This window comes from Agromyces sp. LHK192 (assembly GCF_004006235.1).
GTDB lineage: Bacteria > Actinomycetota > Actinomycetes > Actinomycetales > Microbacteriaceae > Agromyces.
On record NZ_CP034753.1, the window covers coordinates 1,160,845 to 1,187,126 of the forward strand.

Annotated in this window: 21 protein-coding genes, 1 tRNA gene and 1 other RNA gene; 15 read left to right on the forward strand and 8 right to left on the reverse strand. The window is 71.1% G+C overall.

All coding sequences use genetic code 11. The features are described 5' to 3' along the window. Positions 1–68 precede the first annotated feature (68 nt). Both ELQ40_RS05185 and ELQ40_RS05190 read left to right on the forward strand, forming a co-directional pair. Positions 69–2,027 carry a helicase HerA-like domain-containing protein gene (locus ELQ40_RS05185; RefSeq protein ID WP_127792732.1) on the forward strand — a complete coding sequence of 653 codons (1,959 nt, stop codon included), beginning with the start codon at positions 69–71 and terminating at the stop codon, positions 2,025–2,027. Between the two features lie 16 nt (positions 2,028–2,043). Then, on the forward strand, positions 2,044–2,664 hold the full coding sequence (locus ELQ40_RS05190) for a GNAT family N-acetyltransferase (RefSeq protein WP_127792733.1): 621 nt from the start codon (positions 2,044–2,046) through the stop codon (positions 2,662–2,664). Between the two features lie 24 nt (positions 2,665–2,688). Here the strand turns inward: ELQ40_RS05190 and ELQ40_RS05195 are convergent, their stop codons facing one another. After that, positions 2,689–3,153, reverse strand: coding sequence for a hypothetical protein (locus ELQ40_RS05195; RefSeq protein WP_127792734.1), 465 nt, complete (start codon positions 3,151–3,153; stop codon positions 2,689–2,691). 540 nt (positions 3,154–3,693) lie between these two features. Here ELQ40_RS05195 and ELQ40_RS05200 point away from each other — a divergent pair. The 3 genes from ELQ40_RS05200 to ELQ40_RS05210 all read left to right on the forward strand — a co-directional run bounded on the left by ELQ40_RS05200 (position 3,694) and on the right by ELQ40_RS05210 (position 7,320). Continuing rightward, positions 3,694–6,225 (forward strand): Ig-like domain-containing protein, encoded by a 2,532-nt coding sequence (locus ELQ40_RS05200; protein WP_240665950.1) that lies wholly within the window; start codon positions 3,694–3,696, stop codon positions 6,223–6,225. Between the two features lie 100 nt (positions 6,226–6,325). Continuing rightward, positions 6,326–6,781, forward strand: a complete 456-nt coding sequence (locus ELQ40_RS05205) for a hypothetical protein (RefSeq protein ID WP_127792735.1) — start codon at positions 6,326–6,328, stop codon at positions 6,779–6,781. A gap of 8 nt (positions 6,782–6,789) precedes the next feature. Continuing rightward, the gene (locus ELQ40_RS05210; RefSeq protein WP_127792736.1) at positions 6,790–7,320 is read left to right on the forward strand and encodes a TlpA disulfide reductase family protein; all 531 of its coding nucleotides are present in this window, start codon (positions 6,790–6,792) and stop codon (positions 7,318–7,320) included. Positions 7,321–7,595: 275 nt separating this feature from the next. Here the strand turns inward: ELQ40_RS05210 and ELQ40_RS05215 are convergent. From ELQ40_RS05215 to ELQ40_RS05235, 5 genes are all read right to left on the reverse strand, one after another. After that, positions 7,596–7,680 (reverse strand) — tRNA-Ser (locus tag ELQ40_RS05215). After that, an RNA gene (ffs, locus tag ELQ40_RS05220) (signal recognition particle sRNA small type) lies at positions 7,678–7,774 on the reverse strand. Before ffs ends, ELQ40_RS05215 begins: the two co-directional genes overlap by 3 nt. A gap of 141 nt (positions 7,775–7,915) precedes the next feature. Next, entirely contained in the window at positions 7,916–8,869 is a 954-nt protein-coding gene (locus ELQ40_RS05225; RefSeq protein ID WP_127792737.1) for an NAD-dependent epimerase/dehydratase family protein, read from the reverse strand. Further along, a complete protein-coding gene (locus ELQ40_RS05230) occupies positions 8,866–9,825 on the reverse strand; it encodes a bile acid:sodium symporter family protein (protein ID WP_127792738.1) in 960 nt (319 codons plus the stop codon). The genes ELQ40_RS05225 and ELQ40_RS05230 overlap by 4 nt, the downstream gene beginning before the upstream one ends. After that, complete coding sequence (locus ELQ40_RS05235) at positions 9,822–11,153, reverse strand: NAD(P)/FAD-dependent oxidoreductase (protein WP_127792739.1); 1,332 nt, start codon at positions 11,151–11,153, stop codon at positions 9,822–9,824. Before ELQ40_RS05235 ends, ELQ40_RS05230 begins: the two co-directional genes overlap by 4 nt. Before the next feature lie 143 nt (positions 11,154–11,296). Between ELQ40_RS05235 and pta the strand changes: the two genes are divergently transcribed. From pta to ELQ40_RS05250, 3 genes are all read left to right on the forward strand, one after another. Continuing rightward, positions 11,297–13,450: a phosphate acetyltransferase gene (gene pta / locus ELQ40_RS05240; RefSeq protein WP_127792740.1), complete on the forward strand. Its 2,154-nt coding sequence runs from the start codon at positions 11,297–11,299 to the stop codon at positions 13,448–13,450. Positions 13,451–13,452: 2 nt separating this feature from the next. Beyond that, positions 13,453–14,676: an acetate/propionate family kinase gene (locus tag ELQ40_RS05245; RefSeq protein ID WP_127792741.1), complete on the forward strand. Its 1,224-nt coding sequence runs from the start codon at positions 13,453–13,455 to the stop codon at positions 14,674–14,676. 152 nt (positions 14,677–14,828) lie between these two features. Continuing rightward, positions 14,829–15,962 (forward strand): fatty acid desaturase, encoded by a 1,134-nt coding sequence (locus ELQ40_RS05250; RefSeq protein ID WP_370296668.1) that lies wholly within the window; start codon positions 14,829–14,831, stop codon positions 15,960–15,962. An 89-nt stretch (positions 15,963–16,051) separates the two neighbouring features. Here ELQ40_RS05250 and ELQ40_RS05255 read toward each other — a convergent pair whose 3' ends face one another. Further along, on the reverse strand, positions 16,052–16,423 hold the full coding sequence (locus ELQ40_RS05255; protein WP_240665951.1) for a TraR/DksA C4-type zinc finger protein: 372 nt from the start codon (positions 16,421–16,423) through the stop codon (positions 16,052–16,054). 151 nt (positions 16,424–16,574) lie between these two features. On the opposite strand from ELQ40_RS05255, the gene ELQ40_RS05260 reads away from it, so the two are divergent. The 3 genes from ELQ40_RS05260 (at position 16,575) to ELQ40_RS05270 (ending at position 20,316) form a co-directional block, all read left to right on the forward strand. Then, complete coding sequence (locus tag ELQ40_RS05260) at positions 16,575–19,211, forward strand: DNA polymerase III subunit gamma and tau (protein WP_127792742.1); 2,637 nt, start codon at positions 16,575–16,577, stop codon at positions 19,209–19,211. Positions 19,212–19,214: 3 nt separating this feature from the next. Beyond that, positions 19,215–19,811, forward strand: coding sequence for a recombination mediator RecR (recR, locus tag ELQ40_RS05265; protein WP_127792743.1), 597 nt, complete (start codon positions 19,215–19,217; stop codon positions 19,809–19,811). 145 nt (positions 19,812–19,956) lie between these two features. Then, on the forward strand, positions 19,957–20,316 hold the full coding sequence (locus ELQ40_RS05270; protein WP_127792744.1) for a nuclear transport factor 2 family protein: 360 nt from the start codon (positions 19,957–19,959) through the stop codon (positions 20,314–20,316). Between the two features lie 49 nt (positions 20,317–20,365). On the opposite strand, the gene ELQ40_RS05275 is transcribed toward ELQ40_RS05270, so the two are convergent. Beyond that, positions 20,366–20,869, reverse strand: a complete 504-nt coding sequence (locus tag ELQ40_RS05275; protein ID WP_127792745.1) for a hypothetical protein — start codon at positions 20,867–20,869, stop codon at positions 20,366–20,368. A gap of 136 nt (positions 20,870–21,005) precedes the next feature. Between ELQ40_RS05275 and ELQ40_RS05280 the strand changes: the two genes are divergently transcribed. The 4 genes from ELQ40_RS05280 to ELQ40_RS05295 all read left to right on the forward strand — a co-directional run bounded on the left by ELQ40_RS05280 (position 21,006) and on the right by ELQ40_RS05295 (position 26,276). After that, entirely contained in the window at positions 21,006–22,280 is a 1,275-nt protein-coding gene (locus ELQ40_RS05280; RefSeq protein WP_127792746.1) for an aspartate kinase, read from the forward strand. 40 nt (positions 22,281–22,320) lie between these two features. Then, positions 22,321–23,376, forward strand: a complete 1,056-nt coding sequence (locus ELQ40_RS05285; protein ID WP_127792747.1) for an aspartate-semialdehyde dehydrogenase — start codon at positions 22,321–22,323, stop codon at positions 23,374–23,376. 105 nt (positions 23,377–23,481) lie between these two features. Then, positions 23,482–25,116, forward strand: a complete 1,635-nt coding sequence (locus ELQ40_RS05290) for a cell wall metabolism sensor histidine kinase WalK (protein WP_127792748.1) — start codon at positions 23,482–23,484, stop codon at positions 25,114–25,116. Further along, complete coding sequence (locus ELQ40_RS05295) at positions 25,113–26,276, forward strand: diguanylate cyclase domain-containing protein (RefSeq protein ID WP_127792749.1); 1,164 nt, start codon at positions 25,113–25,115, stop codon at positions 26,274–26,276. Before ELQ40_RS05290 ends, ELQ40_RS05295 begins: the two co-directional genes overlap by 4 nt. Positions 26,277–26,282 lie beyond the last annotated feature (6 nt).

A 26,282-nucleotide genomic window follows, 5' to 3' on the forward strand; every position in this document is an offset into this window, starting at 1 on the left:
ACTGACGCCTGCACGCCCTGGACTGAATCGCCGGCCGCAAGCTGAGCACCCCTCGATAGGATCGGGCCATGTCCGACGATGCGGTCCAGCAGGCGAAGGAAGCGGCCGCGCAGGCCGCAGCAGCGGCCGAGGCGCTCCAGGCGCAGGCCCAGGAGGCGATCCGCAGGGCGGAGAAGGCGGCGCAGCTCGCGCAGGCTGCCGCCGAGGCGCAACAGGCCGCGGCCGAGGCGCAGGAGGCGTCGCAGCGCGCGAGCGCGACGGCCTCCGCACCCGCGGAAGCACCCGCCGAGGCATCCGCACCCGCGGAAGCGCCCGCGGAGGCGTCCGCCGAGGCGTCCGCCGAGGCATCCGCGAACGCTCCCGCCGCCGCGTCCGGCCCGCTCGACCAGGCGCAGGTCGATGCGATCCGCGCCGGATACGCCTTCGAGGGGCGGGCGCTCGAGATGGGTGCGCTCGTCAACGGCGACGCGCTGCCCGACGTCCCCGTGCGCATCCCGATCGCGATGACGAACCGGCACGGGCTCGTCGCCGGTGCGACCGGCACCGGCAAGACCCGCACGTTGCAGGTGCTCGTCGAGCAGCTCTCAGCCGCGGGCGTCGCGGTCTTCGCCGCCGACATCAAGGGCGACCTGTCGGGTATCGCGACGCCCGGCGAATCGAGCGAGAAGCTGCTGGCCCGCACCGCGGGAATCGGACAGGACTGGACGCCGGCCTCCTTCCCCGTCGAGTACTTCGCGCTGGGCGGCGTCGGCCGCGGCGTGCCGATCCGCGCGACCGTCGCCGGGTTCGGGCCGCTCCTGCTCAGCAAGGTGCTCGGGCTCAACGCCACGCAGGAGTCGAGCCTCGCACTGGTCTTCCATTACGCCGAGGATGCCGGGCTCGCCCTGCTCGACCTCGAGGACCTGCGCTCGGTGCTGCAGTACCTCGTGAGCGACGAGGGCAAGGGCGAACTCGAGGGGCTCGGCGGCCTGTCGAAGGCGACGGTCGGCGTGATCCTGCGCGCGCTGGTCGCGTTCGCCGAGGCCGGTGCCGACGCGCTGTTCGGCGAACCCGAGATCGACACGGCCGAGTTCCTGCGCGTGGCTTCCGACGGCCGCGGCATCGTCAGCCTGCTCGAGGTACCGGGCGTCGCCGACAAGCCGGCCCTCTACTCGACGTTCCTCATGTGGTTGCTGGCCGACCTGTTCAACGACCTGCCCGAGGTCGGCGACCTCGACCAGCCCAAGCTGGTGTTCTTCTTCGACGAGGCGCACCTGCTGTTCGCCGACGCGTCGAAGGACTTCCTCGCACAGGTCGTGCAGACCGTCCGACTCATCCGGTCGAAGGGCGTCGGGGTGTTCTTCGTCACGCAGACCCCGAAGGACGTTCCCGGCGATGTGCTCGCGCAGCTCGGTTCGCGCGTCCAGCACCAACTGCGGGCCTTCACGCCCGACGACGCGAAGTCGCTCCGGCAGACCGTGTCGACCTACCCCAGGTCGGGCTACGAGCTCGAGGAGGTGCTCACCACCCTCGGCACCGGCGAGGCCATCGTCACCGTGATGAACGAGAAGGGCGCACCCAGCCCGGTCGCCTGGACCCGGCTGCGCGCTCCGCAGGCGCTCATGTCGCCGTCGTCGGATGCCTCGATCGACCAGGTCGTCGCCGCCTCGCCGCTGCAGGCCAGGTACGGCGCCGAGGTCGATCGCGAGTCGGCGCACGAGCTCCTCACGGCCAAGATGAACGCGGCCGCCGAGGCGCAGGCCGCAGCCGACGCCGCCGTCGCCCAGGCGAAGGCCGACGCGGAGGCCGCCAAGCTGCAGGCTGCAGCCGAGAAGCAGCGCGAGAAGGAGGCGAAGGCCGCGCAGGCCGAGTACGACCGGATCATGAAGCAGACGTCCGGCGCGAGCCGATCGCGCTCCGGTTCGCGGTCGGGATCCGCATCGCGCGGCGGGGGTTCGATGCTCGAGCAGGTGCTCGGCTCGAAGGCGACCCGCGACGTGCTGACCAGCGTCGTGGAGGGTATCTTCGGAACTCGGCGCAGACGCTGAACCACCGAGGAGCTCCATGCCCGCAATCCGTCCGTACCGTGTCGCCGACCGCGACCGGATCCGGCACATCTGCCTGCTCACCGCGCGCGGCGGCGGCGATGCGACGGGCGTCTACTCGGACGACTCGCTGATGCCCGAGGTGTTCGCGTTGCCCTACGTCGAGTACGCGCCCGACCTCGCGTTCGTCGTCGCCGATGACGACGACCTCGCCGTCGGGTACGTCCTGGGCGTCGCCGACACCGCCGCCTTCGTCGACTGGTACGCGCGCGAGTGGGCCCCCGGGTTCCGGGAGCGGCATCCGTCGCCCGGGCCGGTGACGGCGGCGGCTCCCACGTTCACCGAGGCCGAGTTGCTCGAGGCGGGCGGCGACCCGGAGCGGATGCGCATCGCCGAGCTCGACGACTACCCCGCGCACCTGCACATCGACCTGCTGCCGGAGCTCCAGGGCCTGGGCTTCGGGCGACGGCTCATCGACGTGCTGCGCGCAGCGCTCGCCGAACGCGGCGTGCCCGCGCTGCACCTCGGCATGGACCCGGCGAACACCTCGGCGCGGGCGTTCTACGATCGGCTCGGCTTCCACGAACTGCCGTCGAGCCGCCCGGAAGCCCCGCTGCTCGGCATCGCGACGCGCGACTGACGCGCGACGGGCGCCTTCCCGGCGTCAGCCGATGAACGGCCGCTCGAACCAGTAGAGCAGCTTCGAATCCGTCGCGTGCAGCTCGGCCTTCGAGACCGGTTCCGACCGGACGTGCTCCGGAACGTCGAGGACGGTCGCCACCTCGTCCATGTCCGTCGCGTGCCAGAAGGTGCCCCGCATGCGCACCAGGCAGCGACCGTCGTGGCCGACCACGAAGACCTGGTTGACGGTCTCGTCGCTGGCTCCGCGGTACAGGTCGACGCGCACGACCGAGTCGATGTCGCGCACGGGCACGCTGTGCGTGATCCCGAAGAAGCCGCGCTCGACGATGCCGTACGGGCTGACCGTGATCTCGGTGCGCCGGAACCGGAACACGACGTAGACGATCGCCGCGGCGACGATCACCGCGGTCCAGATGAAGGCCGTGCGGATGCCGGGATGCAACTGCTGCTGCTGCCACGCCAGCACGCCGCCGAGCGAGATCAGCACGATCCCGATCGGGAGGCCGAAGCTGAGTGCGAGCGAGCGACGCGGCCTCAGGGTCAGAACCCTGAGGCCGTCGCCCCCTTCTGCCGTCTCCGATGCGAAGGAGCCCCCTGCGTCCCCACTCCTGAGCTTCGCTTTCGTCGCCGACATCTCTCACATCATGCGGAACGAATCGGCGGCGCACCATTCGGCATTAATGAGGACACGGCGTTCGGGCGGCCGTGCGCTACAGTTCGCGCCGTCACGAAACGGGGATCGAACGTTCGCTTTTTCCAACCGATACGCGCCGGGTATTCCCATCGGACCACGCATTGCGTGCGTGACATAGTACTGACCACGAATGCGCCACTCACTTGGCACCGCAGCCCGGCCCGGGCACCGGCGCATCGCTTCATTCCATCAGAGGAGGAGCTTTTGAGCCCCACGTCAAGCACACGACGCTCGCGGAGTTGGCGCGTCGGGATCGCTGCGACAGCGACCCTCGGTGTCGTCCTGAGCGGCGCACTCGCGTCGCAGGCGGCCACCGCGGCACCTACGGCCCCGGTGGTCGACCCGTCCGTCCTGGAGCCCGTCGACCCGCAGAACTGGGTCAACATGGACGACATGACCCGGGACGACTACGTCCCGGTCCCGAACACGAACTGGTCCCAGGATTCGGAGGGGACCCAGCGCGAGTTCAATGGCGCGATCGTGCTCCTGGACTTCACCGACCAGCCGTTCGTCGTCACGCAGGAGCCTGAGAGCCACGCGTTCGAGAACCCGACGGCCGGCTTCGACCCGATCGACCGCGAGGACGTCCCGGAGTACTACCTCGATCTGCTGAACACGCCGAGCGAACTCAACGGCGGACGCACCCTCAACGAGTACTGGATGGAGCAGACGGGCGGCCGCATCAGCGTCCAGATGGAGGCCTTCGGACCGTACGAGATGCCCGGCAAGATCCACGAGTACGGTCTCAACGACAGCTTCAACCGCCCGAACCAGGCGTTCTGCCCGCAAGGCGACAGCTGCAACAAGGTCATCCGCACCGACGCGAACGCCCTCTGGGCAGCGGACACGGGCGTCGCCGACCCGCTGACGCAGTTCGACCAGGTGTTCTACATCACGGCCGGCCACGACGAGTCGTCGACGTGGGAGGAGTTCGGCCAGATGATGTTCGCCGCTCCGGAGGACGTTCCCGACGCATTCGGACCGCCCCGCGATGAGAACGGCGTCGCGCTCGACCAGAACGGTCAGCCGATGGCGAACTGGGCCAAGACCCGGTACGTGCCGTGGACGTCGTGGAAGGCCGCGATCAACCACTGGCCGAACGCCAACTTCCCGACGTCGACCCGGGCCGGCAACTCGACCCAGGGCGAGTCCTCGGGCATGGGCACGTTCGCGCACGAGTTCGCGCACATCCTCGAGATCTCGGACAACTACGGCAATCCCTACGGAACGGATGCCGCCGACGGCGGACCGCTGCGCGACACCTCCGGGCCGTTCGACATCCTCGCGCGTGGCTCCTTCAACGGTCCCGGCGGAACCCACACGCGCTGGAACATCCCGTCCGTCCAGGGTGGATCCGTCCCTGCGGGTATCGCGCTGCGCAACCGCCTGAACCTCGACGTGATCGGCGAGGACAACGTGATGCAGCTCTCCACCGCCGATCTCGCGGCCAAGGGATCGGTCACGGCGAACGTCCTGAGCCGTGCGGTCATGCTCGACGACCGCCTTACCGGCATCAACCTCGAGCTCAGCGGCGGCGACCAGTCGACCGGTTCGTGCACGCGCCGCGAGAAGTGGGACTGCGACGGAGGCGGATTCAACCACTACACGCTCGAGGTGATCGACCGGATGGGCACGGACTCGTTCCAGCCCGACCACGGTGTCATGATCGCCAAGACGAAGGTGGCCGACCGCAACCCGTTCATCTGGACGATCGACGCCAACCCGCAGGACATCGACACACTCGATTACATCCGCGGCGACGGCGTTCCGATCCCCGTCACGCGTGGTGACCAGCGCCAGCTCAACGACGCCCTGTTCCACGCCGGGGTCGACTCCGGCTCGGAGTACGAGTACGTCGACGAGGCGAACGGGCTCCACTTCTACATCGAGGAGATGCGTCGCGACGCCGACGGCCTGCTCGAGTACGACGTGGCGATCCGCTCGATCGGGAACGCCGGTCCGCAGGCGCGCGGCGTCGGCCTCGCCGCGCCCGCGGTCGTGGGCGCCAAGGGTGCCGTCGAGTCCGGCCAGATCGCGCAGTGCACGGTTCCGCTCACCAACACCGGCGCAGCGGTGGCCGACGAGGCCGCGAACAGCGACATCTACCGCATCTCGACCTCGGTCGCGGGCGACGGATGGGCCGCGCACACGCCGAGCGCGATCGTCACCGCCGCGGCGGGCGAGACCATCGAGGTCCCGGTCTACGCGCTCAAGGAAGGCGAGGGCGCATCGGGCGCCAAGGTCACCATCACGGCGACCTCGGAGAACGACCCGGCCGCGACCTCCTCGGTCGACTGCATCATCGACACCACCCGTCCGGAGGTGACCCTCACGGCTCCGGCCACGGCGGGTCCGTTCTCGGCGATCGCCCTGACGGTCGACGCCACCGACGACACCGGCGTGGCGAAGATCGTCGCGAACATCTACCAGGGCGGCACGCTCGTGAAGTCGACCCAGTCGGCGGCGAACGGCGCGACCGCCGCAAGCCACTCGGCGACGGTCACGCTGCCCGACGGGACGTACACCATCAAGTACAACGCGCACGACCTCGTGGGCAACGTGTCGCAGACGAAGACGTTCGACGTCGTCGTCGACGCCACGAAGCCGACGGTGACGGTCAAGACCGGAGCCAACGAGACGATCGGATCCGACGGGTCGTACTCGCTCGTGAGCTTCAAGCTCTACGACGCGGGCAAGATCGACAAGGTCACGCTGAACGGCGTGGTCAAGGATCTGACGAACAACGCCTGGTCTGACGTGAACTTCGTCAAGCCCGGCACGTTCGGAGCCGTGTCCGGCACGAACGAGTTGATCGTGTACGACGTCGCGGGAAACACGACGGTCGTTCCGTTCACACTGCAGTAATCGATCGGAACGGGCGGGCTGCACCCCTGGTGGGGTGCAGCCCGCTCCGCCCCGTCCCGCAGGGGCGACGGCGGAGCCGAACCGAAGCACGGAGGAAAGCTTGATCAGACGCAGCAGCGGCATCGGCGGCGGGCTCGCGCTCGCCGCGATGCTCCTCGCCGGTTGCGCGGGCGCAGGCTCGCCGAGTCATCCGTTGCAGCTGGCGGTGGGCGACGGGTCGCTCCGAGCCGTCGGCGACGACTGCGCGGGCACCGCGCCGTACCGGCACATCCACGCCGGGGTCGAGGTGGTCCTGACCGACTCGGAGGGTCGCGAGGCGCTGCGTCGGACCCTCGAACCGGGAGCCGCGGTCGACGCGACCGGCCTCGACCTCGAGGACACGCCGCGGGTGCCGACGTTCTGCGTCTTCACGCTCGATGCCGGAGACCTCCGAGCCGACGGCGAGTACCACGTCTCGGTCGACGGCAACGAACACGGGACGTTCACCTACCTGCCCGAGGCCGAAGGCATCCCGACCATCCTGATCCCCGAAGCCAATGCCGGAGGTACGCCGTGAAGCGCATCATGATCTCCTCCCTCGCCGTCGCGGCCGCCTTCGCCCTCGCCGGATGCAGCTCGACGCTCGGCGGGGCGGACGCCGTCCGCTCGGGCGGCGGTGCAACCGACGCGACCGCGGCGGAGTCCGTGCCCGCGCCCCACTTCACCGCCGAACTCGCAGACGGCACCGAGGTCGACTCCGACGAGTTGTTCGCCGGCCGAGTCACGCTCGTGCAGTTCATGGCCAGTTGGTGTACGCAGTGCGTGGACCAGGCGGAACTGCTGACCGACACCGCGCAGGAGCACGGCGATGACGTGCAGGTCGTGTTCGTGGGGGCCGAGCAGGACGAGCCGGCCGACCTGCAGGCGTTCCTGCGAGACCACGCCCCGTCGGTCCCCGTCGTCGTCGATCCCGACGGGAGCCTGTTCGAGCGCTACGCGGTCGTCGAGCCGCCGGTCACCGCCGTCATCGACGCGAGCGGGGGCATCGTCAGGATGTGGCCGGGCGGCGCCACCGAAGCCGACCTGCGAACAGAGCTCGACGCGCTGCTGGGATGAAGCGCGAACGGTGCCGTACCCTTCGGGCGCGGCGCTCGTTTCGTCTCAGCGGAGGATGGGGGACTCCGTCGGTCGGGCTCCGCCCTCCCTCCTCCTCGAATCACAGCGTCCATCGATGCGAAAGGCGCCGTACCCTTCGGGCACGGCGCCTTTCGCATGGCGGAGGATGGGGGACTCCGTCGTTCGGCTCCGCCTCACTCCTCCCCGAATCCACAGCATCAATTGAGACGAAACGAGCGCCACACCCTTCGGGCGCGGCGCTCGTTTCGTCTCAGCGGAGGATGGGGGATTCGAACCCCCGAGGGCTTTCACCCAACACGCTTTCCAAGCGTGCGCCATAGGCCACTAGGCGAATCCTCCTGGGACTCCTCACGCACCCGCCAGAGCCCGGTTACCCTTGCTGCGTTTCCGCCCTGGGGGAGTTGGCCTGGATGGCGCCACGTGAGGAGCCTGAGTCAGTCTACCCGAGGCGTGAGCCCGGTTTGAACGACTGCCGAATTCCGGATGCTTCGGGCGACGCGCCGGCCGCCTGGAACCGACACGCCGCGCCACGCGCGGGGATCCGGAGTACGGCCGCTGCGAAGCCGCGCAGGCCTCACGCATCCGGATATCTCAGGGTCGCGAACGCCTCGAACGCCTCGCGGCTCGTCATCGTGGGCGTGTAGCCGAGCACGGACTTGAGGCGCGTGTTGTCGAGCACCGGCCGGTAGCGCAGGAACCCGACCCGCTCCGGCCCGTGCACGGTGAGCCTGAGCGCCCGGCCCACCCGCAGGGCCCCGGCGAGCACCGGCGCCGGCACCGCGATCGTGCGCTTGCCCAGCCGCTGCGCGATCTCGGGCACGGTGACCCGGCCGTCACCCGCGACGTTGAACGCACCCGTCGCCGTGCCGGTCGTGCCGGCGACGATCGCCCCGACCACGTCGTCGACCCAGACGAACACGAACGGGCTGTCCGATCCGCGCACGAGCAGCAGGCGCGGGGCATCCCACAGCGCGGTGATCTGGTTCCGCACCTCCGGGCCGAGGATCGTGCCGATGCGCAGGACCACCTGCCCGAGCGAGGGGGCGGTCCGGCGGTACGACGCGAGCATCTCCTCGACGAGCCGCTTGTGTCGTGAGTAGCTGAACTCCTCGTTGCCGCGGATCGGGTCGTCCTCGGTGAGCCACTCGGCGTTGTCGGGGTGGTACCCGTAGGCCGCGCCCGACGACGAGACCACGATGCGCGTGACGCCGGCGGTGACGGCCGCATCGAGCACGTTGCGGGTGCCGTCGACGTCGACGCGGCGCTCGACGTCCTCGCCGACGGTGCCGGGATTCACGATCGCGGCGAGGTGCACGATCGTGTCGATGCGGTGGCGGGCGAGTACACCGGCGATGCCGGAGGCATCCGTCACGTCGAGCGTCTCGAAGGCGGCGCCTTCGGGCAGCGGCGCGGCCGGTTCGCGGATGTCGCCCGCGACGACGGCCTCGACCGACGGATGCCCCGCGAGCGCGCGAACGGCCGACGACCCGAGGAACCCGGCTCCGCCGGTGACGAGCACGCGCCTCACGCGGCGTCTCCCGAGGCGCCAGACGGCGCGTCCGCCGGGGTCGCTGCGGCCGCGGCATCAGCCCGCTTCGTGCGCCACGCCCAGAGGGAGGCGACGATGAGGCCCGCGATGATGTCCCATACGCCCCACCAGCCGGCCACGACCGCCATGCCGCCGAGCCCGCCGAAGAAGGTGAAGACGAGGCCGAGGCCGAGTCCCGCGTTGCGGATGCCGACCTCGAACGTGAGCGCCTTGCGGTCGCGCGACGGGAGGCCGCCGATGCGCGCCGACGCGTAGCCGAGGCCGAGCGCGACGGCGTCGTGCAGGAACACGACCGACAGCACGATGCCGAGCACGGCGACGAACACGGTCCAGTTGCCGACGAGCGCGGCGACGATGAAGCCGACGAGGGCGATCAGGCTGATCCAGCGGGCGTAGGGCTGCACCTTCGCCGCGAACCGCGGGAACCGGGCGCGCAGGAGGAATCCGACCGCGAACGGCAGGCCGATGATCAGGAGGATCTCGCCCATCATCTGCCAGCCGTTGAGGCTGACCTCCTCGAGGAACTCGCGGCCCGTCGGGTGCAGGCCGCCCCAGAACGCGAGGCTCAGCGGCAGCACGAAGATGTACAGCACGTTCGCGACGGCGGTCATCGACACCGACAGGGCGACGTTGCCGCGCGCCCGATAGGTCAGCACCTGCGAGATGTTCCCGGGCGGGCAGCACGCGACGAGGATCATGCCGAGCGCGATCGAGCCCTGCACCTGGAGCAGCAGGGTGAGTCCGAACGTGACGGCGGGCAGCAGCACGATCTGCGCGATCAAGGCGATCGCCATGGCCTTGGGCGCCTTGGCGACGGCCTTGAAGTCGTCGACCGACGTGTCGAGCGCGATGCCGAACATGATGAGGCCGAGCACGACGTTGAGGATCAGCATGGATCCGGGCGCGAAGCTGACGATGACGTCGTCGACGTTCATGCGCGCACCCCCTCGAGCGCGGTCGGGCGGGGGAGCGAGCGGATGCCGCGCTTGACCTGCCTGCGATAGGCGTCCTTGTTCACGTAGTACGACATGCGGTCCAGCCCCAGGTAGTCGTAGCCTCCGGTGAGGTCGGGCCACGGACCCTGCGCGGTGCGGCGGAACTCGGCGGATGCCTCGGGCGCGTCCTGCTCGGCGGCGAGGTAGGCCGCGACGAGCTCGGCCTGCTCGGCCCTGCCCTGCCAGCCGATGCCCGACGCCTCGATCATGCCGAGCACGAACAGGCCGTTGAAGCTCGGCGGGAAGACGTTCAGGTACAGGTCGGGCGATGCGTTCGTCCAGTTCAGGTGCGCCCGGTCGACGAACGGGTAGTCGAGTCGGTACCCGGTGGCGAGCATGATCAGGTCGTACTCGGCGGACGTGCCCGGTGCGCCGTCGCGCCCGCGGAAGTGCACGGTGTCGCCGTCGAACCGCTCGATGTCGGGCATGACGCGCAGGTCGCCCTGGCCCAGGTGGTGCAGCACGAGCGTGTTCACGATCGGGTGCGACTCGTAGATCTTGTAGTCGGGCTCGGGGAACCCGAACCGGGCCGGGTCTCCGGTGAACGCACGGAGGACGCGCGTGTCGATCGCCTGCTTGAGGCGCGCCGGCAGCGGCCGGCCCTGGTTGAGCGTGTCCGACGGGCGCCCGAACAGGTACCGGGGCACGAAGTAGTACCCGCGACGCACCGACAGGTCGACGGATGCCGCGTGGTGCACGGCGTCGACGGCGATGTCGCAGCCGGAGTTGCCGGCGCCGATGATCAGCACCCGTTTGCCGTCGAACGTCGAGGCCCGCTTGTACGCGCTGGTGTGCAGCACCTCGCCGCTGAACTCGCCGGAGAACTCGGGCACGTTGGGCTCGGCGAGGGTGCCGTTCGCGAGCACCACGGCGGAGTACGTGCGCGTGACCGGGGCGCCGCCGCCGACGGGTTCGCTCGTGACGAGCCATCCGCTCCGCCCGGTCGCGTCGCCGCCGACGGGCGCGACCGCGGTGACGCGGGTGCCGAACCGGATGCGGTCGGCCAGGCCGAAGCGGTCGGCGAACGACCGGAAGTACGCCATGAGCTCGCGGTGACCGGGGTAGTCGGTCTGCGAGTCCATCGGGAATTCGGCGAACTCGGTGGTCGTGCGACTCGAGATGAGGTGGGCGGACTCGTAGACCGTCGAGCGCGGGTTGTCGATGTTCCAGAGGCCGCCGACGTCGTCGGCCGCCTCGTAGACCTCGAACGGGAGGCCCGCCCGGTCGAGGGCGCGTGCGCCGGCGAGGCCGGACGGACCCGCGCCGATCGGCGATGGGGTTCATGGGAGCAGACTCCACTGTCTGAAGGGGGTTGGGAAGGCTCCGCGAGGGGGCGCGGCGCCTCGACAGCATAAGCGACCACCGCTCGCTTCCTCGCATGCCGGCGTGCTCGCCGCATAGGCTGGAGCGCGTGGCGCACAGCATCTACATCTGTTCCGCCGAGGGGAACACCGGCAAGTCCACCGTCGCGCTCGGCGCGCTCGACACGCTCGTCCGCCGGGCGACCCGGGTGGGGGTGTTCCGGCCCATCGCGCGATCCGTCGAGGAACGCGACTACGTGCTCGAGCTGCTGCTCGCGCACGACGGCGTGATCGACCTCGCGTACGACGACGCGATCGGCGTGGGCTACGACGCCGTGCACGCCGACCCGGAGGCCGCGCTCGCGAAGATCGTGCGCCGGTTCAAGGCCGTCGAGGCGCGCTGCGACTCGGTCGTCGTGCTCGGGTCGGACTACACCGACGTCGGCAGCCCGACCGAGCTCGCCTACAACGCGCGGATCGCCGCGAACCTGGGCATCCCGGTGCTGCTGGTCGTGGGCGGGCGGGTGCCCTCCGGCGGCATCCGGTCGGAGCATCTCGGCCAGGGCGAGGCGCGCACGCCCGACGATCTCGCGCAGCTCACCGAGCTCGCGGTCGACGAGCTCGCCCGCGAGCACGCGACGCTGCTCGGGGTGATCGCGAACCGCGCCGACCCCGACCGGCTCCCCGAGATCGCCGGCGCCGTCGAACGCGCCGCTGCGCATGAGGCGGGTGCCACGAACACCCCGACGACCGGTGGACTGCTGGTCGCGGCGATCCCCGAGGACCCGTACCTCGTCGCGCCGTCGATGCGGGCCATCATGCAGGCCGTCGACGGTGAGCTGTACGCGGGCGATCCCGACCTGCTCGACCGCGAGGCGCTCGCGGTCGTGGTCGCGGCGATGTCGATGGAGCACGTGCTGACCCGACTGATCGAGGGCGCGGTCGTGATCGTTCCGGGCGACCGCAGCGAGGTGCTGCTGGGAGTGCTCACCGCGCACGCGTCGGCGACGTTCCCGTCGATCTCGGGCATCATCCTGAACGGCGGGTTCCCGACGCCCGAGGCCGTCGAACGGCTCATCGAGGGCCTCAAGGCCGGACTGCCGATCCTCCGCACCGAGCTCAGCACGTACGAGACCGCGGTCGCGATCACGCAGACCCGCGGCCGGCTCGCCGCGGAGTCGCAGCGCAAGCGCGACACCGCGCTGGCCCTCTTCGAGACGCACGTCGACGGGCAGGCGCTGCTCGACCGCCTCGACGTGGCGCGCACCGACGTCGTGACCCCGCTCATGTTCGAGTACGGGCTGCTCGAGCGTGCCCGCCGCGCCCGACGGCACATCGTCCTGCCCGAGGGCTACGACGACCGCGTGCTGCGCGCTGCCGCGACGCTGCTCGCGCGCGACGTCGCCGAGCTGACGATCCTGGGCGAGGAGATCGAGGTCCGGTCGCGCGCGATCGGCCTCGGCCTCGACATCTCGAAGGCCCAGGTGCTGTCCAACCACGACATCGTGCACGTGTACCGCTTCGCCGAGGAGTATCAGCGGCGGCGTGCGCACAAGGGCGTGACGCTCGAACAGGCGCGCGACACCGTGCAGGACGTCTCGTACTTCGGCACGATGATGGTCGAGCTCGGGCTCGCCGACGGCATGGTGTCGGGCGCCGCGCACACGACCGCGCACACGATCCGCCCGGCGTTCGAGATCGTGAAGACGAAACCCGGGGTCGAGGTCGTCTCGAGCGTGTTCCTGATGGCGCTCGCCGATCGCGTGCTCGTCTACGGCGACTGCGCGGTGGTGCCGGACCCGACGGCCGAGCAGCTCGCCGACATCGCGATCTCGTCGGCGCGCACGGCCGCGCAGTTCGGCATCGAGCCGCGCGTCGCGATGCTGTCGTACTCGACGGGGGAGTCCGGGTCGGGCGCCGATGTCGAGAAGGTGCGCCGAGCCACCGAACTGGCGCGCGAGCGCGCTCCGGAGCTCGCGATCGAGGGACCGATCCAATACGACGCGGCCGCCGACGCCGCCGTCGCGCGCACCAAGCTCCCCGATTCGGATGTCGCGGGCCGTGCGACCGTGTTCGTCTTCCCCGACCTCAACACGGGCAACAACACCTACAAGGCGGTGCAGCGGTCGGCCGGGGCGGTCGCGATCGGACCGGTGCTGCAGGGCCTGCGCAAGCCCGTCAACGACCTCTCGCGCGGCGCGCTCGTGCAGGACATCGTGAACACGGTCGCGATCACCGCGATCCAGGCCGCAGAAGGGGAGTGACCGTGAGCGTCGTGCTGGTCGTGAACTCGGGTTCGTCGTCGTTCAAGTACCAGCTCATCGACGTGGAACGGTCGCACACGCTCGCGAGCGGTCTGGTCGAGCGGATCGGTTCGGATGCCTCGGCGAAGCACCGCAACGAGACGGATGCCTCGGGCACCGGCGGTTCGTTCGAGGGCGCGGTCGAGGCATCCGATCACTTCGCCGCATTCGGGGCGATGCTGGCGGCGTTCGAGACCCACGGCCCGTCGCTCCAGGAGTACGCGCCCATCGCGGTCGGGCACCGGGTGGTGCAGGGCGGCGCACGGTTCTTCGAGCCGACGATCATCACCGACCTCGTGAAGATCAACATCGACGAACTGTCGGCGCTGGCGCCGTTGCACAACCCCGCGAACCTGGCCGGGATCGAGGCCGCGCAGCGCGCGTTCCCCGACGTGCCGCACGTCGCCGTGTTCGACACCGCGTTCCACCAGACGATGCCGCCCGCGGCGTACACATACGCGATCGACCGCGAGGTCGCCGCCAAGCACCGCGTCCGCCGGTACGGGTTCCACGGCACGTCGCACCGGTTCGTGTCGCGCGCGACCGCCGAGTTCCTGGGCCGACCCGTCGAGGACCTGCGCACGATCGTGCTGCACCTCGGCAACGGGGCATCCGCGTGCGCCGTGTCGGGCGGTCGGTCGGTCGAGACGAGCATGGGCATGACGCCGCTCGAGGGCCTGGTCATGGGCACGCGGTCGGGCGACGTGGATCCGGCGGTGCTGCTGCACCTGCAGCGTCGCGCCGGGTTCTCGACCGACGAGGTCGACCGAATGCTGAACTCGCGCAGCGGCCTGCTCGGCCTCAGCGGCCATGCCGACATGCGCGACCTCGAGGCCGCGGTCGCCGCGGGCGACCCGCAGTCGGCGCTCGCGCTCGAGATCTACGCGCATCGCGTGCGCTCGTACGTCGGGGCGTACGCCGCGCAGCTGGGCCGCGTCGACGCGATCGCGTTCACGGCCGGCGTCGGCGAGAACTCCGCGACCGTGCGCGAATGGTCGCTGGCCGGCCTCGAGTTCTTCGGCGTCGAGGTCGACCCGGCGCGCAACCGCGACGGAGGCCGCGGCGCACGGCGCATCTCGACGGATGCCTCCCTCACCGACGTGCTCGTGATCCCGACCAACGAGGAGCTCGAGATCGCGCGGCAGACGCTCGGGGCGATGTCGGGAGCGGGCGCCGCCCAGGGCTGACCCCCTACCCCGGTACGGGGTGCAGATGGCTCACCGGGGTGATGCGCCCGGGGGTGCGGCGTTCGTACGGTCGAAGCACGGTCGATCCCGGCCGCTGAGCCCGAAGCGTTCGTCTGTCCCATTCGTGCGTTCCCCTGACGAGATGAGCGCATGTGAGCACCGTCCTCGAACGACCCGGGGGAGCCGCCGGCACCCTCTCACCCGTGATCTCGACCGTCGGTCGTCGAGGCGACCGCGACCGGGTCGACCCCGCGCAGAGCGGGTTCGCGAGACTGTCGCGGCAGATCAAGGCGGAAGGGCTGCTCGACCGCTTCGTCGGCTTCTACGTGCGGAAGGCCGTGTTCTGGGCGCTCGTGGGCGGCACGGCGGTGGCGGCATCCGTGTTCCTCGGCGACTCGTGGTGGCAGCTGGCGGTGGCCGCCGTGCTCGGTGTCGTGCTGACGCAGTTCGCGTTCATGGCGCATGAGGCGTCGCACCGGCAGATCTTCCGGTCGGGGCCGGCGAACGACTGGGCCGGCCTGATCCTCGCGAACCTCGTCGTCGGCATCAGCTACAGCTGGTGGATGAACAAGCACACGAGGCACCACGGCAACCCCAACGTGGTCGGGCGGGACCCCGACATCGAGAAGGACACGATCTCCTTCCTCGAGGAGGACGCGGCGCGCAGCCGCGGGCTCGTGCGTCTGATCACGCGCAGGCAGGGCTACGCGTTCTTCCCGCTGCTGCTGCTCGAGGGCCTGAACCTCCACGTGCACGGTATCCGGCACCTCGTCGCCAAGGCGGGGGTGAAGCGGCGTGCGCTCGAGCTCTCGCTCATCGGGGCGCGCCTGGTGGGCGTGGCGGCACTCGTGTTCTGGGCGTTCCCGCCGCCGCTCGCCGCCGTGTTCCTGTTCGTGCAGCTCGGCGTGTTCGGCGTGTACATGGGCGCGTCGTTCGCACCCAATCACAAGGGCATGCCGCTGATCCCGCGCGGGGCACGCGTCGACTTCCTCGAGCGTCAGGTGCTGACCAGCCGCAACATCCGTGGCGGGCGGTTCATCGACGCCGCCATGGGCGGACTGAATTACCAGATCGAGCATCACCTGTTCCCGAGCATGGCGCGGCCGGCCCTCGCCCGCGCACAGGAGATCGTTCGCGAGTACTGCCGCGAGAACGACGTGCCGTACACCGAGACCGGGCTCTTCGAGTCGTACGGGATCGTCATCGCCTACCTGAACCGGGTGGGGCTGGCCGCGCGGGATCCGTTCGACTGCCCGGTGGTCGGGGCGTATCGCCGACGCGACTGAACCCGGACTGCGACCGAGCCGGACTGCGACCGAGCCGAACCGCGACGGCGCGGCCCGGCGCCTGTCGTCCGCGTGACGCGGCGCGCGCCTCAGCGCACGAGCCGGGCGCAGTCGATGCAGAGCGTCGCCGTCGGCCTGGCCTCGAGCCGCGCGACCGTGATCGGCTTGCCGCAGCGCTCGCAGGTGCCGTAGGTGCCCTGCGCCAGACGCGACAGCGCCCGTTCGACGTCGGCGACCTCGGCCTCGGCGTCGGCGAGCACGGCGGTGCGCTGCGACCACTCCTGCGTCATCGTCGGACCCTCGGGGTCGTGCTCGTCGTCGGCTGCGGCATCCGATCGCGCGACGCGCACCTCGTCGATGCCCTCGAGGTGCTCGGCCAGCCTCGCTTTCGCCTCCGTGCGCTCGGCCTCGAGCAGGCGCTCGAACTTCTCGATGCGGTCGGGCGTGAACGTCCTCGTCATGCCGATTCCTCCCCCGCGTGCGCCGTCGTCCTCGCCGTCGCGCGTGCGTGCTGGCATCGTAGCCCCACCCGCCGACGAGGTGGCGGAGCCGACCCCGCGTGCTGCGGCATCCGCCCGCCGCGCTGTCGGCGGGGGCGTCTAGCATTGACGCGTGGTCACCGCCCTGTATCGCCGCTACCGGCCAGAGACGTTCGCCGAGATGATCGGCCAGTCGCAGGTCACCGAGCCGCTCATGACGGCGCTGCGCACCGACCGGGTCAACCACGCCTACCTCTTCAGCGGCCCCCGGGGCTGCGGCAAGACGACGTCGGCGCGCATCCTCGCGCGCTGCCTCAACTGTGCCGAGGGCCCGACCGACACCCCGTGCGGCACCTGCCCGAGCTGCGTGGAGCTCTCGCGCGGCGGCGGCGGTTCGCTCGACGTCGTCGAGATCGACGCCGCCAGCCACAACGGCGTCGACGACGCGCGCGACCTGCGCGAGCGGGCCGTGTTCGCGCCCGCACGCGACCGGTACAAGATCTTCATCCTCGACGAGGCGCACATGGTGACGCCGCAGGGGTTCAACGCCCTGCTGAAGCTCGTCGAGGAGCCGCCCGAGCACGTCAAGTTCATCTTCGCGACCACCGAGCCCGACAAGGTGCTCGGCACCATCCGCTCGCGCACCCACCACTACCCGTTCCGGCTCGTGCCGCCGGCGCCGATGCTCGAATACGTGCAGCAGCTCTGCACCGAGGAGGGCATCGAGGTGCAGCCGGGCGTGCTCGCGCTCGTCGTGCGTGCGGGAGGCGGTTCGCCCCGCGACACCCTGTCGTTGCTCGACCAGCTCATCGCCGGATCCGAGGGCACGACGATCGACTACGAGCGCGCGGTCGCGCTGCTCGGCTACACGCACGGCGCGCTGCTCGACGAGGTCGTCGACGCGATCGGCGCGAAGGATGCGGCGGGCGCCTTCGCGGCAGCCGACCGCGTCGTGCAGACCGGCCAGGACCCGCGCCGCTTCGTCGAAGACCTGCTCGAGCGGCTCCGCGACCTGATCGTGGTCGCGGCATCCTCGCCGGAGGCTGCGGCCGCGGTGCTGCGCGGCGTGCCCGCCGACGAACTCGCCCGCATGGCCGCGCAGGCGCGCGCGTTCGGGCAGGCCGAGCTCTCCCGGGTCGCCGACCTGGTCAACCAGACCCTCACCGAGATGACGGGCGCCACGTCGCCGCGACTCCACCTCGAACTGATGCTCGCCCGGGTCCTCGTTCCCGCATCGGACGACTCCGAGCGCGGCGCGCTCGCCCGGGTCGAGCGGCTCGAACGCCGTGTCGGCGTCGAAGGAGCGGATGCCGCGGTGTCGTCGCCGGCCCGCACGCCGGCCGCCGAGCCGGTTCGGGTCGCCGAAGCGCCGCGCCCCCCGGAGTCGGGCCGACCTGCCGGTGCGCCCACCCCCGCCGGCGAACCCGCGCCGACCGCCGAGCCCGCCGCTCAGGATGCTCGCAGTGCAGCGGTCTCGGACTCGATCTCGTCGTCGCCATCAGCAGCGCCGTCGACCGACTCCTCGTCACGCGCTGCGGAGCCGTCGGCTCCGATCGCGCCGCCGCGTCCGGTCGGGCCGGTGACCCTGCAGCAGGTGAAGGATGCCTGGCCCGAGGTGCTCGCCGCGCTCCAGCGCACCAAGCGCTCGGCGTGGATGGTGGCCTTCACGGCGCAGGTCCGCGACTACCGCGACGACGACATCCTCGTGCTCGGGTTCCCGAGCGAGCAGGATGTCGCCGGATTCCGCGGCGGTTCGCCCGGCCAGTCGGTCAGCGACCTGCTGCGCAACGCGATCGCCGACGTGCTCGGCGTGCGCGTCAAGTTCATCGCCCGCGCCGAGGGCGCCGCGGCGCGCAGCGGAGGCCCGGGCGTCGGCGGGCAGTCGGACGAGCCGGGAGCGGGAGGAGGAGCGTCTGCCGCGTCGGGAACGCCGGGTACTGCACCGCCTGCGCCGGTGCCCTCCGGCGGCACCCCGTCGGGAGTCGATTCCGCCGGTGCCGCCCCGTCGGGCACCGCAACGCCCGCGGCGGGCCCCGCGAACGGGACCGGCTCCTCGAACGGAACCGGCCCGTCGAACGGGACCGGCTCCTCGAACGGAACCGGCCCGTCGAATGGCACGGCGGGTGGTGTGCGGAGCAGCGCTGCCCCGCAGGCGCCGGGAACCGACCGCGCCGGGTCGTCGCCCGTGACGCCAGCGGGTCGCGCGTCGGCCACGTCGGCGCCCTCGGGATCGGTCGACTCGTGGACCACGGTCGCGATCCCCGCCGACCCCGAGCCGGGTTCCGGTTCCGACGGATCATTCGGATCGCCGATCACGAGCGGCGGCGCCGCAGTCGCGACCGCGACCGCGACGGCCGTGGTCGAGCGCCCGCGCACCGGGGCGCAGGCCGGCGACGCCCCCGACGTCGCGGCTCGAACCGGCCGGCCGCCGACCGACCTGCCGAGCGACGACGACGCGCCGCCGCCCGACGACTTCGAGCCTCCGCTCGACCCCGCGATCGACGGCGTGCGAGGCCCAGGCCCGTCGCCCGCCGCGCCTGCTGCGCCGACGGCCGCCCCGACAGGGACGCCGAACGGCGGCGCGACGACGGGCCGCGGTGCGGAGGCATCCGCTCGCCCGACCCGCAACGCATCCGGTGCGACGCGGCCGGCGCGCGCCGACGCCGACGGCATCCAGCGGTACGGCGAGGCGGTCGTGCGCGAGGTGCTCGGCGCGAGGTTCCTCGAAGAGGTCGAAGCGCCCGTTCGCGGGTTCGGGGAGCGTGGCTAGGCCGTGTACGAGGGAATCGTCCAGGAACTGATCGACGAGCTGGGCCGGCTGCCCGGCATCGGGCCGAAGTCGGCGCAGCGCATCGCGTTCCACATCGTGCAGACGGAGCACTTCGACGTGACCCGGCTCGCCGAGGTGCTGCTCGAGGTGCGCGACAAGGTGCGCTTCTGCGAGATCTGCGGCAACGTCTCCGAGCAGGCGACCTGCTCGATCTGTCGCGACCCGCGCCGCGACCCCGCGCTGATCTGCGTGGTCGAGGAGGCGAAGGACGTCGTCGCGATCGAGCGGACGCGCGAGTTCCGCGGGCTGTACCACGTGCTCGGCGGCGCGATCAGCCCGATCGACGGCATCGGCCCCGACGAGCTGCGCATCCGGCAGCTCATGCAGCGTCTGGCCGACGGCACGGTGCAGGAGGTCATCATCGCGACCGACCCGAACCTCGAGGGCGAGGCGACCGCGACCTACCTGAGCCGCCTGCTCACGACGCTCGGCATCAAGATCACGCGCCTCGCCTCGGGCCTGCCCGTCGGCGGCGACCTGGAGTACGCCGACGAGGTGACGCTCGGCCGGGCGTTCGAAGGTCGCCGCGTCGTCGGCTGACGCCCGCGCCCTCGCGCCTGCCGCGCTGCGCCAATTGGTCGGCATCGCGCCCGACCGTCTGGCGCGGGCCCGACGAACCGGCGCATACACCGGCGCGCGGCGGCCGGCCCTTGACGCGGCCTCGCCGCGGGAGTGGACTATGCGCATGTCGAGCGCTGGGGCTGCATGGGTCGAGGGATACATCCGGGCGTGGGAGACCAACGATCCGGACGACATCGGGGCGCTGTTCACCGACGACGCCGTCTACGAGTACCGGCCCGACGACCCGGAGGCCGCCCGCGGGCGCGAGGCGATCATCCGGGAATGGATCGAGGCCGACGACCAGCCCGGCACGTGGACCTACGACTGGACGCTGCTCGTCGACACCCCCGAACTCGCCGTCGTGGTCGGCCGGGTCGAGTACCCCGCCGAGAAGGACTACGACAGCCTCTGGGTCGTGCGCCTCGAACCCGACGGGCGGGCCAGCCGCTTCACCGAGTGGTACATGGAGCGCCCGCGCGACTGACTGACCGTCGACGCTCCGCCGAGGCATCCGCTCGGCGCAGCGCGGAGGTTCAGCGCAGCACCTCGACCAGCACGATCCAGGCGTAGAGGATCGCCGACGCGATCGCGAGGATCGTCGCGACGGCCAGCGACCAGAGTCCGAGCGCGGTCGCCCCGGCCAGGAGCGCCACGGCCCCGACGAGGTAGACGACCAGCGGGACGACCCCCGCGATCGACTTCGCGACGCGCTCGCCCGGGGTGCCGCCGTGCGCGCTCGAATCGTGCCGGATGACCCGGATCGCATGCAGTTCGAAGACGCTCGTGCCGGCGGCGGCCACGAGCACGATGAGGCCGTACACCCAGGCCGCCAGGCCGGGGGCGAGCGCCAGGCCCGTCACGGCGATCGCGAGAACGAGCGTCGCGATCGACGCGGCCGCGCGGGCGGGCAGCGTCGGCGACTGCAGGATCGTGGCGATGTTCACGGACATCGCGACGATGAGCAGGCCCGCGAGCGCGGCGGTGGCACCGACCATCGCGACGTTGAACTCCGACCACGCCTCGAGTAGTTCCCCCATGCCGAAATGCTAGTGGGCGGGGCATCCGTCGCGCCCTGTCACATGGCGGGGCGTGCATGCCCGCCGCCGTATGATGAAGGCTCCGGCGCCCGCCGGTCGGTCGAGGCGCGCACACCCCACCCCCTTGGGAGACCACGTGAGCTTGATCGTGCAGAAGTTCGGCGGATCGTCCGTCGCCGATGCGGAGAGCATCAAGCGGGTCGCCAAGCGCATCGTCGAGACCCGCAAGGCGGGCAACGACGTCGTGGTCGCGGTGTCCGCGATGGGCGACACGACCGACGAGCTGCTCGATCTCGCGAACGACGTCACGCCGATCCAGGCGCCGCGGGAGCTCGACATGCTGCTGAGCGCCGGCGAGCGCATCTCGATGGCGCTGCTCGCGATGGCGATCAAGGGCATGGGCCACGACGCGCGTTCGTTCACGGGAAGCCAGGCGGGCATGATCACGGATGCCACGCACGGCGCCGCCCGCATCGTCGACGTCACCCCGGTGCGGCTGCGCGAGGCGCTCGACGAGGGCGCGATCGTCATCGTCGCGGGCTTCCAGGGATTCAGCCGCGAGTCGCGCGACATCACGACGCTCGGCCGCGGCGGGAGCGACACCACGGCCGTCGCGCTGGCCGCGGCGCTCGAGGCCGACGTCTGCGAGATCTACACCGACGTCGACGGCGTGTTCACCTCCGACCCGCGCATCGTGAAGAAGGCGCGCAAGCTCGACAAGGTCACGAGCGAGGAGATGCTCGAGCTCGCGGCATCCGGTGCGAAGGTGCTGCACATCCGCGCGGTCGAGTTCGCGCGTCGCCACGGCGTCACGCTGCACGTGCGTTCGTCGTTCAACAACAACGAGGGGACGATCGTCTACGACCCCTCGCGTGAGGCCGAAGGAGCCGAAGTGGAAGAGTCCGTCATCGCCGGTGTCGCCGTCGATCTCTCCGAGGCGAAGATCACCGTGGTCGGCGTTCCCGACAAGCCCGGTGCCGCCGCGAAGATCTTCAAGATCGTCGCGAACACCAACGCCAACGTCGACATGATCGTGCAGAACGTCTCGGCCGCCGCCACGGGTCGCACCGACATCTCGTTCACCCTGCCCAAGTCCGACGGCGAGCGTGCGCTCGCCGCGCTCGGCAGCGTGCAGGACCAGGTTGGCTTCCAGTCGCTGCAGTACGACGACCAGATCGGCAAGCTCTCGCTCGTCGGCGCGGCCATGCGGTCGGCGACCGGCGTCTCGGCGAAGCTGTTCGAGGCGCTGTACGAGGCCGGCATCAACATCGAGATGATCTCGACGAGCGAGATCCGGATCTCGGTCGTGACGCGCGCCGACAGCGTGCACGAGGCTGCCCGCGCGGTGCACTCGGCGTTCGAGTTGGATGCCGAGCAGGACGCGGTCGTGCACGCCGGCACCGGCCGATAGCGCACACTGGAACCAGACCCCGAAACGTGAGGAACCTGCAATGTCCAACGGAGTGAAAATCGGCGTGGTCGGTGCCACCGGCCAGGTCGGCGCGGTCGTGCGCCGGCTGCTCGAGGAGCGCGACTTCCCGGTCGCGACGATCCGCTTCTTCGCCTCGGCGCGCTCGGCCGGCTCGACGCTGCCGTGGAAGGGCGAGGAGATCACGGTCGAGGATGCCGCGACGGCCGATCCGACCGGGCTCGACGTCGCGATCTTCTCCGCCGGTGCCACGACGTCGAAGGCGCAGGCCCCGCGGTTCGCCGCAGCCGGCGTCACGGTCATCGACAACTCGTCGGGCTGGCGCATGGACCCCGACGTGCCGCTCGTGGTCAGCGAGGTCAACCCGCACGCCATCGACGAGGCGCGCAAGGGCATCATCGCGAATCCGAACTGCACCACGATGGCCGCGATGCCGGTGCTGAAGCCGCTGCACGACGAAGCCGGCCTCGAGCGACTCGTCGTCTCGACGTATCAGGCCGTGTCGGGTGCCGGGCTCGCCGGCGGCGAGGAGCTCTACGAGCAGGCCAAGGCAGCCGTCGAGCAGGACCCTCGGTCGCTCGTGCACGACGGGGCATCCGTCGAGTTCCCCGACGCCGAGAAGTTCCCCCGCACGATCGCGTTCGACGTGATCCCGCTCGCCGGCTCGATCGTCGACGACGGCGACCTCGAGACCGACGAGGAGAAGAAGCTCCGAAACGAGAGCCGCAAGATCCTGGAGCTGCCGGGCCTGCGCGTCGCGGGCACGTGCGTCCGGGTGCCGGTCTTCACCGGGCACTCGCTGTCGATCCACGCCGAGTTCGCGAACCCGATCACGCCCGAGCGGGCCGCCGAACTGCTGGCGGATGCCCCGGGCGTCGAGCTCAGCGAGGTGCCGACGCCGCTGCAGGCGGCCGGCAACGACCCGAGCTACGTGGGCCGGATCCGCCAGGACCAGTCGGCGGCGGACGGCAAGGGCCTCGTGCTCTTCGTCTCCAACGACAACCTGCGCAAGGGCGCCGCGCTGAACGCGGTGCAGATCGCCGAGCTCATCGCCGCGAAGCTGCCCGCCGCCGTCTGACGGTCGCACGCGTGCGTCGGCTGTCGCCGACCGCCTGAACGGCCGGTCCCTGACGGGACCGGCCGTTCCGCGTTCCCGGGCGCCGCGGTGGATACACTCGACAGCATGCCGGGCTCGGGGGAACCGCGGCGGGCGGTGTTCGACCGTTCCGTCATCCTCTCGCAGCTGCTGTTCGGCGTGGCCTTCGTCGTGGTGCTGTTCACGCTGCTGCTGTTCCAGCCCGAGATGCTGGTCGAGCCGCTCACCATCGCCGGCATCGGCGTGGCGTTCGCGGTCACCGGGGTGACGATGCTCGTGCCGTGGCACCGGGTCCGACGCGGTGTGGTGATGATCGTGCCGATCCTCGACATCGTCGCGATCGGATGCATCCGCATCGCCGAAGCCACGAGCGGCATCGGGCTGCTGTGGATCTTCCCCACGCTGTGGCTCGCGACCTACTTCGGCGCGCGCGGAGCGATCATCGCGATCGGATCGACCGGGGTCATGCTCTGGGTGTCCGAGTTCGCGGCGGGCCGGGCGTTCACGCCCGAGAGCATCCCGAGCGTCGTGCTGCTGCCGATCGCGCTCGTGTTCGTCGCCACCAGCGCGGTGCTCTCGAGTCGGAGGACGGCAGCCCAGCGCGTGCTCCTCCAATCCCAGTCCCAGCAGCTCGAGCGCGCGGTGCGCCGGGCGAACCGCCAGGAGGCGCTGCTCGCGGAGGTCCTGGATGCGGTCGAGTTCGGCGTGGTCCGGCTGGATCGCGACGGGCGGGGAGCCGTGATGAACGCCGCGTACGGCCGCCTCTACGGCATCCGGCGCGGCGATCCGACGGCTGCCGCGGCGGGCACGGCATTCGCCGAGGATGGCGTGACGCCGCTCGCCGACGCCGACCTCCCGTTCGCCCGGGCCGTGTCCGGCGAGGAGTTCGACGACGTCGTGACCTGGATCCCGGACGGCATCGGAGGATTGCGCGCCGTGGCGGTGACCTCCCGCGCCCTGCGCGACGCCGAGGGCCGGTCCGACGGGAGCGTCATCGTCGCCCGCGACGTCACCGCCGAGCGCCGCGCCGTGCGTGCGCGCGACGACCTCGTCGCCTCGGTGTCGCACGAGTTGCGAACGCCGATGACGTCGGTGCTCGGCTACGTCGAGCTCTCACTCGACGAGCCCGACGTGACCCCGGCGATCCGGCGGAACCTCGAGGTCATCGAGCGCAACGGCGACCGGATGCTCGAGCTCATCGCCTCGATCCTCCAGGGCGCGGAGCGGGCCGATGCACCGGCTCCGCTCGACCTCGCGCCGGCCGACCTGGCGCAGATCGTGCGCGACGCCGTCGAGGCTGCGGCGCCGCGGGCCGCCGAGCGCGAGATCGCGGTCCGCGTCACGGGCGATCCGGTGGTCGTCGCGCGGGTGGACGCGTTCCGGATCCGGCAGGTCGTCGACAACGTCCTGTCGAATGCCGTCAAGTACAACCGTCACGCCGGCGAGGTCGCGATCGACGTCACGGTCGACGGCGGCACGGCGCACCTCGTGTTCCGCGACTCCGGGGCGGGCATCCCGGCCGCCGACCTGCCGAGGGTGTTCGACCGGTTCTACCGCGCCGACACCGTACGCCGAGGCACGGTGCACGGCAGCGGGCTGGGCCTCGGCATCGTGCGCGACCTCGTCCTGCGTCACGGCGGGACCATCGACCTCGACAGCGCGATCGGCCGCGGCACGACGGTCTCGATCGCGCTACCCATCGCAGGACCGGAGGACGCATGACGATCGACCTGTTCACGATGCAGCTCGCGACGACGACGGTGACGATCGTCGCGGGCGTGATGTTCATCCTCGACACGTTCCTGCGGCGCACCGATGCCGCCGGACGTGTCTGGGCCGTCGCGTTCGTGGCGGGCATCCTCGGTTCGGTCGCGTATGCGGTGTGGGCGCTCGAGCCGGCGGCCTGGTGGGCGGTCGCCCTCGGCAACGCCGCGGTGGCGCTGTCCCCGGGGCTGTTGTGGGCCGGATGCCGCGCCTACAACGGCCGGCGCGACCTCGTCTGGGTCGCGCTGGTCGGCGCCGTGCTGGTGGGTCTCGCGGCGATCGTGGAGAGGTCGCGTGAGGACGGGTGGGCGGGCGGCGCGGCGATGTTCATCGCCATCGCGGTCTTCGCCGCCCTGGGTGCCGCCGAGTCGTTGCGGGCGCCGATGCGCGAGAACTGGACGGCGCGCGGGCTGACCGTCATGTTCCTCTTCGTCGCCGCGTACTATGCGCTCCGGGCGGCGGCCTTCGTCGTGGCCGGTCCGGACGACCCGTGGTTCCGCGCGTTCCTCGGGACGGAGGCGGCCGGATTCGTGCTGATCTCGCTCATCATCGTGTCGGTCATCAGCATGGTGGTGCTCCAGTCCGAGCGGGTGCCGAGGCCCATCGCCGCGCGCGCCGCCGAGCTGTACCTGCCCGGTGACGTGCTCGCGCCCGTCGCGTTCCGGCGCATCGTCGAGGACTGGCTCGACCGGTCGGCGTTCCACGACGAGCAGCTGGTGTTCTCGGTGGTCCGGCTCGACGGGCTCGGCCCGATCAACACGGCCTTCGGACGGTCGGCGGGGGCGGCGTTCGTCGATCGGTTCACGGCCGACGTGCGACGGCACACCGCGCCCAACTCGGCGGTCGGGTGGCTCTCGGAGGGCGAGCTCGCCATCGTCGCGCCGTTCGCGCGCCTGGACGACGCCCGGCGCAACGCCCTGGCGATGCAGGGGGGCCTGCGCGAGCGGCCGATCGAGGGAGTGCAGGGCCTGCGCATGTCGGCGAGCATCGGGCTTGCCGGAAGCGACGCCTTCGGGCACGACTACGATCGGTTGCTCACGGCGGCGTCCGAGGCGGTGGATCAGGCCGCGGCGAGCGGCGGCGACGTGGTCGTCGGCGCCGACACCGCGTCGGCCTGAGGTTCG